Source organism: Nitratireductor sp. ZSWI3 (genome assembly GCF_024655565.1).
Lineage (GTDB): Bacteria > Pseudomonadota > Alphaproteobacteria > Rhizobiales > Rhizobiaceae > Nitratireductor.
Map to the genome: position 1 here is coordinate 1 of NZ_JANKOF010000141.1, position 8,122 is coordinate 8,122.

The 8,122-nt window shown below is 66.3% G+C and carries 9 protein-coding genes; 6 read left to right on the plus strand and 3 right to left on the minus strand.

Annotated elements, in window-relative coordinates:
* Positions 1-833: DNA replication/repair protein RecF (gene recF, locus NUU27_RS24030; RefSeq protein WP_257764831.1), on the plus strand; the 833-nt coding region annotated here is incomplete at its 5' end.
* A gap of 31 nt (positions 834-864) precedes the next feature.
* Positions 865-1,635 (plus strand): molybdopterin-synthase adenylyltransferase MoeB, encoded by a 771-nt coding sequence (locus NUU27_RS24035; protein WP_257764832.1) that lies wholly within the window; start codon positions 865-867, stop codon positions 1,633-1,635.
* A 182-nt stretch (positions 1,636-1,817) separates the two neighbouring features.
* Here NUU27_RS24035 and NUU27_RS24040 read toward each other — a convergent pair whose 3' ends face one another.
* Positions 1,818-2,819 (minus strand): D-glycerate dehydrogenase, encoded by a 1,002-nt coding sequence (locus NUU27_RS24040; RefSeq protein ID WP_257764833.1) that lies wholly within the window; start codon positions 2,817-2,819, stop codon positions 1,818-1,820.
* A gap of 206 nt (positions 2,820-3,025) precedes the next feature.
* On the opposite strand from NUU27_RS24040, the gene NUU27_RS24045 reads away from it, so the two are divergent.
* Positions 3,026-3,580, plus strand: a complete 555-nt coding sequence (locus NUU27_RS24045) for an SH3 domain-containing protein (RefSeq protein ID WP_257764834.1) — start codon at positions 3,026-3,028, stop codon at positions 3,578-3,580.
* A gap of 42 nt (positions 3,581-3,622) precedes the next feature.
* Here NUU27_RS24045 and irrA read toward each other — a convergent pair whose 3' ends face one another.
* Positions 3,623-4,051: an iron response transcriptional regulator IrrA gene (gene irrA, locus NUU27_RS24050; protein ID WP_257764835.1), complete on the minus strand. Its 429-nt coding sequence runs from the start codon at positions 4,049-4,051 to the stop codon at positions 3,623-3,625.
* A gap of 256 nt (positions 4,052-4,307) precedes the next feature.
* Between irrA and fabA the strand changes: the two genes are divergently transcribed.
* Genes fabA through fabI form a run of 3 tightly spaced genes read left to right on the plus strand, consistent with a single transcriptional unit; the run spans position 4,308 to position 6,908 of the window.
* Positions 4,308-4,820, plus strand: a complete 513-nt coding sequence (gene fabA, locus NUU27_RS24055) for a 3-hydroxyacyl-[acyl-carrier-protein] dehydratase FabA (protein ID WP_257764836.1) — start codon at positions 4,308-4,310, stop codon at positions 4,818-4,820.
* Positions 4,821-4,867: 47 nt separating this feature from the next.
* The gene (gene fabB / locus NUU27_RS24060; RefSeq protein ID WP_257764837.1) at positions 4,868-6,088 is read left to right on the plus strand and encodes a beta-ketoacyl-ACP synthase I; all 1,221 of its coding nucleotides are present in this window, start codon (positions 4,868-4,870) and stop codon (positions 6,086-6,088) included.
* Positions 6,089-6,092: 4 nt separating this feature from the next.
* The gene (gene fabI, locus NUU27_RS24065; protein ID WP_257764838.1) at positions 6,093-6,908 is read left to right on the plus strand and encodes an enoyl-ACP reductase FabI; all 816 of its coding nucleotides are present in this window, start codon (positions 6,093-6,095) and stop codon (positions 6,906-6,908) included.
* A 126-nt stretch (positions 6,909-7,034) separates the two neighbouring features.
* Here fabI and NUU27_RS24070 read toward each other — a convergent pair whose 3' ends face one another.
* Positions 7,035-8,051: a class I SAM-dependent methyltransferase gene (locus tag NUU27_RS24070; protein WP_257764839.1), complete on the minus strand. Its 1,017-nt coding sequence runs from the start codon at positions 8,049-8,051 to the stop codon at positions 7,035-7,037.
* Positions 8,052-8,122: the final 71 nt, after the last annotated feature.

The window sequence follows — 8,122 nt, forward strand, 5'->3', positions numbered from 1 at the left end:
GGCGCGTGCGCATCAATGGCGAGACGGCACGCTCCGCCGACGCCATGCTGGAATGGCTGCGCGTGCTCTGGATCACCCCGGCGATGGATGCGCTGTTCACCGGGCCGGCCGGCGACCGCCGCCGCTTCCTCGACCGTCTGGTGCTCGCCATCGACCCGGCCCATGGGCGCCGCGCGCTCGATTACGAGAAGGCGATGCGCGCCCGCAACCGCCTGCTGTCGGAGGATTCCCACGATGCCGCCTGGTTCGACGCCATCGAGACGCAGATGGCCGAGACCGGGGTGGCCATCGCCGCCGCCCGCGCCGAGATGGTGCGGCTGATCGCCGCCATGAACGAGCGCCTGCCCGCGGGCGGGCCCTTTCCCAAGGCGTCGATCGCACTCGAAGGCACGATCGACGCGGAGATGGACCATCGCCCGGCCGTCGACATTGAAGAGACGTTCCGCGCGCTGCTGCGCGACCAGCGGCCCCGCGACCGCGCCGCCGGACGGACCCTCGAGGGGCCGCACCGCAGCGACCTCGTCGTCCGCCACGTGCCCAAGGACATGCCGGCGGCGCGCTGCTCGACGGGCGAGCAGAAGGCGCTGCTGGTCGGCCTCGTGCTTGCCCATGCGCGCCTGACCGGCGAACTCTCCGGCACCGCGCCGATCCTTCTGCTCGACGAGATCTCCGCCCATTTCGACCCCGACCGTCGCGCCGCGCTGTTCGCCATACTGGAGGAGCTCAACTGCCAGTCCTTCATGACCGGTACGGAAGCCTCCCTCTTCGCCGCCCTCGAGGGTCGCGCCCAGTTTCTCTCCGTTTCGGGCGGCACAGTCGCCGCGGCCCACTGACAGGCCGCCCCGTCCGGATTAGGATCGTGCCATGACACAGCCTGCCACGCCTGCCCTCACCGACCATGAACTCGAGCGTTATGCCCGCCACATCGTGCTGCCGGAAATCGGCGGCGCCGGACAGCAGAAGCTCAAGCGTGCCCGGGTGCTGGTGATCGGCGCCGGCGGCCTCGGCGCCCCGGTGCTCGCCTATCTCGCCGCCGCGGGCGTCGGCACGATCGGCATCGTCGACGACGACACCGTGGCGCTCTCCAACCTGCAGCGGCAGGTCGTCCACGACACCGAAAGCGTCGGGCGGCCGAAGGTGGAGAGCGCCGCCGCGAGCCTTGCGCGCATAAACCCCAATGTGCGGGTCGAGACCCACGCGCTGCGCCTCGATGCCGACAACGCCGACAGGCTGGTCGCCTCCTATGATCTGGTGGTCGACGGGTCCGACAATTTCACCACGCGCTACCTTGTTGCCGACACCTGTGCCGCGGTCGGCCGCCCGCTGGTGACGGCTGCGGTCGGCCGTTTCGACGGCTCGCTGACGGTCCTGAAACCGTTCGAGACCGATGCCGCCGGCAATCAGCTGCCAGGCTATCGCGACCTCTTTCCCGAGCCGCCGCCGGCAGGCCTCGTGCCCAGTTGCGCGGAGGCCGGCATTCTCGGCGCGCTGACCGGCGTCATGGGCACGTTGCAGGCCATGGAGGTGATCAAGTTGGTGGCGGGGATCGGCACCCCCCTGATCGGCCGCCTGCTGCTCTACGACGCTCTGGCGGCCCGCTTCGAGACCGTCACCTACCGCGCCCGGCGCGGCTAGCGCCTTTCCAGGAAGCACGGTGCTGTAGCGCTTCTCATTTTTTGCTTGAAGCGCCCGGTGCACGGCATGCAACCCTGGCCGGCAGGCCAGAAGGGGGCGCCAGGCACCAGACGCCACGGGGCTAAACTACACGATCGACCGATCGCTGCAGGCTGGCAAACCGGGGCAGGCGCGCACCGCCGTCAGATGCTGCGCGGCAGCACGCGGTCGGGCGGGCGATGGCCGTCGAAGAAGGTGCGGATGTTGATGATGACCTTCTCGCCCATGTCGATGCGCCCTTCCATGGTGGCCGAGCCCATATGCGGCAGCATGACGATCTTGTTGGCCTTGGCGAGCTTCACCAGCTTCGGGTTGACCGACGGCTCGTGCTCGAACACGTCGAGGCCGGCGCCTGCCAGCCTGCCCTCCTCGATCAGCCGGATCAATGCATCCTCGTCGACCACGTCGCCGCGCGCCGTGTTGACCAGAAAGGCCTTCGGCTGCATCAGCTCCAGGCGGCGCGCGGAGAGCAGGTGAAAGGTGGCCGGCGTCGACGGACAGTTGACCGAGATGATGTCCATGCGGGCAAGCATCTGGTCGAGGCTGTCCCAGTAGGTCGCCTCGAGCTCGTCTTCGATGGCAGGGGCGACACGCTTGCGGTTGTGATAGTGGATCGACAGGCCGAAGGCCTTGGCGCGGCGGGCGACCGCGGTGCCGACCCGGCCCATGCCGAGGATGCCGAGCCGCTTGCCCCAGATGCGGCGGCCGAGCATCCAGGTCGGCGCCCAGCCGGCCCACTTGACGCCGCTCTTGAGAAACTCGGCGCCCTCGGTCAGGCGGCGCGGCACGGCCAGCATCAGGGCCATCGTCATATCCGCCGTGTCCTCGTTGAGCACGTTCGGCGTGTTGGTGACCGTAATGCCCTTCTTGGCGGCCGCGGCGACGTCGATGTTGTCGACACCGTTGCCGAAATTGGCGATCAGCCGGAGCTTCTCGCCCGCCTGGGCGATCAGCGCCGCGTCGATGCGGTCGGTGATGGTCGGCACGAGGACATCAGCCTCCTTGACCGCTGCGACCAGTTCGGGCTGCGTCAGGGGCTTGTCGTCGACATTGAGCCGTGCGTCGAACAGCTCGCGCATGCGCGTTTCGACCGGGTCCGGCAGCTTGCGGGTGATGACGACGAGAGGCTTCTTCCTGACGGTCATGGGGTCTCCAAAATAACGCCCTGTTGATACCTCTTTAACCAAGACGCGCGACACTGCAATGCCGAGCCAGCGCGACGCTCGGTGGCCGGCTTGATCGGGGCAGGACACCAGGTCGTCCTCTCTCTATCAAGAGGGTGAGGCCAAGACAAAGAAAAAGGGCGGGGCCGAGGTCACCGCACGAGACACGGGTTTCCGGGAGTTCGATAATGCCGGCCATTGTGCCATTCCGTTCACTATTGTCCGTTCTCGCCATTGCCGCCATGCTGGCGGCGCCGGCCGCCTCGCAGGCGCAAGCCAACACCGAGCCGAGCGTGAAGACGGGGCCGAGCGGATTGCCCTTGCCGCGTTTCGTCAGCCTGAAGTCGAGCCGTGTCAACATGCGGATCGGGCCGGGGCTGAGCTACGCCGTCAACTGGATGTACATGAAGTCGGGCCTGCCGGTGGAGATCATCCAGGAATACGACAACTGGCGCCGCGTGCGCGATGCGGACGGTGCCGAAGGCTGGATCAACCAGGCGCTGCTTTCCGGCCGCCGCACCGGCATCGCCGCCCCCTGGTTCAAGGGCAAGCAGGCGGCCATCGACCTCTACGCCAAGCCGGAAAAGGACGCGCGCACCGTGGTCCGGGTGGAGCCCGGCACGGTCGGCTCCATCAAGACCTGCAACGGCGATTGGTGCGAAATGGAGTTTGCCGGCCGCTCGGGCTGGATCGACCAGTCGCTGGTGTGGGGCGCCTATCCGGGCGAAAGCGTCAAGGATTAGCGCATCGGCCGACGCCAAGGCTGACAGCGGACAGGCCGAGGATCAGCGCGGCTTGCGGCGCAACCTAACCACGATGTCGACATTGGCGATCTCGGTGCCGTCGGGCGGTTCGGGCAGGTTCTTCACCTCCACCCGCCCGGACGGGATGTCGAACACCAGGTTCTCTTCCTCGAAGAAGAAATGATGGTGATCGGAGACATTGGTGTCGAAATGGGTGCGCGCACCCTCCACCTGCACGATGCGCAGCATGCCCGCTTCGGTGAACTGGTGCAGCGTGTTGTAGACGGTGGCGAGGGATACGGAGCAGCCCGCATCCTGGGCCTCTTCATGCAGGGCTTCGGCGGAGACGTGGCGGTCGCCGGCGGCAAACAGCAGCTCGGCCAGAGCGATGCGCTGACGGGTCGGGCGCAGCCCCGCGTTCCGCAGCCTGTCCTCCAGCAAAGCCTCCTGCCTTTCGTTCGCAGCCTTCAATGAAACCGTCCCGTATGCTCGCGCCGGTGCCGACACGGCGCGCGGCCCGCGCCACCATGGCGCGCTTTCCGACTTCCGACATATATTCGGTCGCGCCAAGCCGATCAATAGCGACCGATTTTCACGGGCGCCGGGCGGGCAACGGGCGATTTCGCACAACGGCGGTTTCCAGCGGGAAAGAAGCTGTGATAGGGAGGTCCGACAATCAAAAGAACGGGCCCGGCAGGACTGGGCCGTCGATGGGATGGCAAATTTGATGGCTCAAACGAAAAACAGCTACGACTACGAAGACCTTCTGGCCTGCGCGCGGGGAGAGCTATTCGGCCCCGGCAACGCGCAGCTCCCCGCCCCGCCGATGCTGATGTTCGATCGCATCACCGATATCCAGGAAGAGGGCGGCGAGTTCGGCAAGGGCTACATTCGTGCTGAGCTCGACATCAAGCCGGACCTGTGGTTCTTCCCCTGCCACTTCATCGGCAACCCGGTCATGCCCGGCTGCCTCGGCCTCGACGCCATGTGGCAGATGACGGGCTTCTTCCTCGGCTGGCTCGGCCTACCCGGCAAGGGCATGGCGCTCTCGACCGGCGAGGTGAAGTTCAAGGGCATGGTCACGCCGAAGGTCAAGAAGGTCGAGTATGGCGTCGACTTCAAGCGCGTCATGAAGGGCCGGCTCGTGCTCGGCATTGCCGATGGCTGGCTGAAGGCCGATGGCGACCCCATCTACAAGGCGACGGACCTCCGGGTCGGTCTGGCTCAACAGGAAGCCTAATTTCAATTCTGGACGGGCGGCCGGGTGTCCGGCCCTAAGGAGAGCACATGAGACGCGTCGTCGTTACTGGCCTCGGGATCGTTTCCTCGATCGGCAACAATGCGGACGAGGTGACCGCCTCGCTGCGCGAGGCCAAGTCGGGCATCTCTTTCTCGGAGGATTTCGCCGAGCACGGTTTCCGCTGCCAGGTCTGGGGGGCGCCGACGCTTGACCCGGCTGAGCTGGTGGATCGTCGCGCCATGCGGTTCCTGTCCAAGGGCGGTGCCTGGAACCACGTGGCGATGGAGCAGGCGATCGCCGATTCCGGCCTCGAGGAAGGCGACATCACCAACGAGCGAACCGGCATCATCATGGGCTCCGGCGGCCCCTCCACCCGCACCATCTTCGAGGCTGCGCAGACAACGATCGAAAAGGGTTCGCCCAAGCGCATCGGACCCTTTGCCGTGCCGAAGGCCATGTCTTCGACGGCCTCCGCCACGCTCGCCACCTGGTTCAAGATCCATGGCGTGAACTATTCGATCTCTTCCGCCTGCTCCACCTCCGCGCACTGCATCGGCAACGCCGCGGAGATGATCCAGTGGGGCAAGCAGGACGTGATGTTCGCCGGCGGTCACGAAGACCTCGACTGGACCATGTCGAACCTCTTCGATGCGATGGGCGCCATGTCGTCCAAGCACAACGATACCCCCGCCAGCGCTTCGCGCGCTTATGACGTCACGCGCGACGGTTTCGTGATCGCCGGCGGCGCCGGCGTGCTGGTTCTGGAAGAGCTGGAGCATGCGCGGGCGCGCGGTGCGAAGATCTATGCCGAGCTGACCGGCTACGGCGCGACCTCCGATGGCTACGACATGGTGGCCCCGTCGGGCGAGGGCGCTGTGCGCTGCATGCGCCAGGCACTTTCTACGGTGAAGGGCGACGTCGACTACATCAACACCCACGGTACGGCGACGCCCGTCGGCGATTCGCGCGAGATCGAGGCGATCCGCACCGTGTTCGGCGACAAGATCCCGCACATCGCCTCCACCAAATCGCTCACCGGCCATTCGCTCGGCGGCGCCGGTGCGCAGGAATCGATCTATTCGATCCTCATGATGCAGGCCGGCTTTATCGGCGAAAGCGCCCATATCACCGAGCTCGATCCCGAGTTCGACGGTGTGCCGATCGTGCGCAAGCGTATCGACGACGCCAGGATCGATACGGTGCTTTCCAACTCCTTCGGCTTCGGCGGCACCAACGCCACGCTCGTGTTCCAGCGTTACGCAGGTTGAGTAAATGGATGCATTGATGAAAGGCAAGCGCGGCCTCGTCATGGGGGTCGCCAACGATCACTCGATCGCCTGGGGCATTGCCAAGAAGCTGGCCAATGCCGGCGCGGAACTCGCGTTCACCTATCAGGGCGAGGCGTTCGGCCGGCGCGTCAAGCCGCTCGCCGAAAGCCTCGGCTCTTCGCTTCTCCTGCCCTGCGATGTGGAGGACTCCGCCACCGTCGACAGCGTCTTTGATGCGCTGAAGAGCGAATGGGGCAGCCTCGATTTCATCGTTCATGCGATCGGCTTTTCCGATCGCAGCGAATTGAAGGGGCTCTACGCCAACACCAGCCGCGAGAACTTCATCCGCACCATGGTGATCTCCTGCTATTCCTTCACGGAAGTGGCCCGCAAGGCCGCCGAATTGATGGACAATGGCGGGCAGATGCTGACCCTCACCTATGCCGGGTCCGTGCGGGTGATGCCGAACTACAATGTGATGGGCGTCGCCAAGGCGGCGCTGGAGGCCAGCGTGCGCTATCTGGCGAGCGACTATGGCCCGCGCAACATCCGTGTCAACGCGATCTCGGCGGGGCCGGTGCGCACGCTCGCCGGTGCCGGCATCTCGGACGCGCGCTACATGTTCTCCTATCAGCAGCGCAACGCGCCGCTGCGCCGCACGGTGGGCATCGACGAGATCGGCGGCTCGGCGCTCTATCTGCTTTCGGACCTTTCCTCCGGCGTCACCGGAGAGATCCACTATGTGGATTCCGGCTACAACACCGTCTCGATGCCGGTCATGGAAGAGCTGAAGCGGATGAGCGAAGCGACGGGGGAGTAATCCCGCCAGGCGCCCTCGTGGTTCGACAAGCTCACCATGAGGGCTGTTGAAACGCCATCGCTGCAGTAGCCCTCATGGTGAGCTTGTCGAACCACGAGGGCGCTCGGCACTGGTCATGCCGAGCGCCTATTTCCGCGCCCACAGCACCTTGAAGGTTCCGTCGCGGCGGATTTCGCCGTGAGCGGAAAAGTGCTGCGCCAGGACCTCCTCGTAGGGGAGCGGCCTGTTTGCCACGACGAACAGGCGGCCGCGCGGCTGAAGCGCCCGGGAGGCGGCAACGATCATCCGCTGCCCCATGTCCGGCTCGGCCGCCCGGCCGCGATGAAAGGGCGGGTTCATGACGATGGCGTCGTAGCGCTCCGAAACCGGCTCGCCGAGCAGATCGTGCCAGAAGAAGCGGGCGGGCATCTCCGGCGCCCTTGCCGCCATGTTGCGGCGTCCGGCTTCCAGCGAGGCATGATGCGCCTCGTAGAGGTCGATCGAGCGAATGCCGGGGCAACGCCTTGCCGCGGCCACCGAGAGAAAGCCCCAGCCGGCCGCGAAATCCGCAATGCCACCGGAAAGATCCTCCGGCAGGCATTCGGCAAGCAGCGCTGAGCCCATGTCGATCCCGTCATCGGAAAAGCCTCCGGCGGCCGTGGCATAGCCTCCTGCTTCGCCGGCGGGGGCAGAAAGCGCGGCGATCACCGCTTCGTCCAGCACCACCGGGCGGCGCAGCCAGAAGACGATGCCGTGATGCTTTGAGGCATGGTCCTCGATGCCGAGCAGCTCTTCCATGCGCTTGCGCAGGCTCCCGCCGCCGTCCTTCTTGGCCGACGCCGCGACGATGAGCGCTCCAGGCCGCGTGCGGACAAGCGCCTCGGCAAGCCGAAGCTCATTCTCGCGCCGGTGGCGGCCGAGGAGCAGGAGCGCCATGTCGTAGCTCTCGCCCGTCGCCTCCGGCGTCACCCTAATCCCGGCGCGTTCAAGGGCGAGGAAGTCGGGGCGGAATCCCTGCACGGCGAAGATCGCGCCGGCAAAGTCCTCCGGCAGGCGCAGGCCCGCCGGCGCGCCCAGAAACAGCACACGCTCGCCCGCTCGCGGCGGCTCGACGAGCCCGCGCTCGAAGGGAAAGAGCAGCGTGGGAAGAGGCGTGTCGTTCATCGGATCGTCCGTTGGCCCTTCCTGCAGCCAGGCGCGAAAACCATGCAAAAACGGGCGCGCCGCAAGGCGCG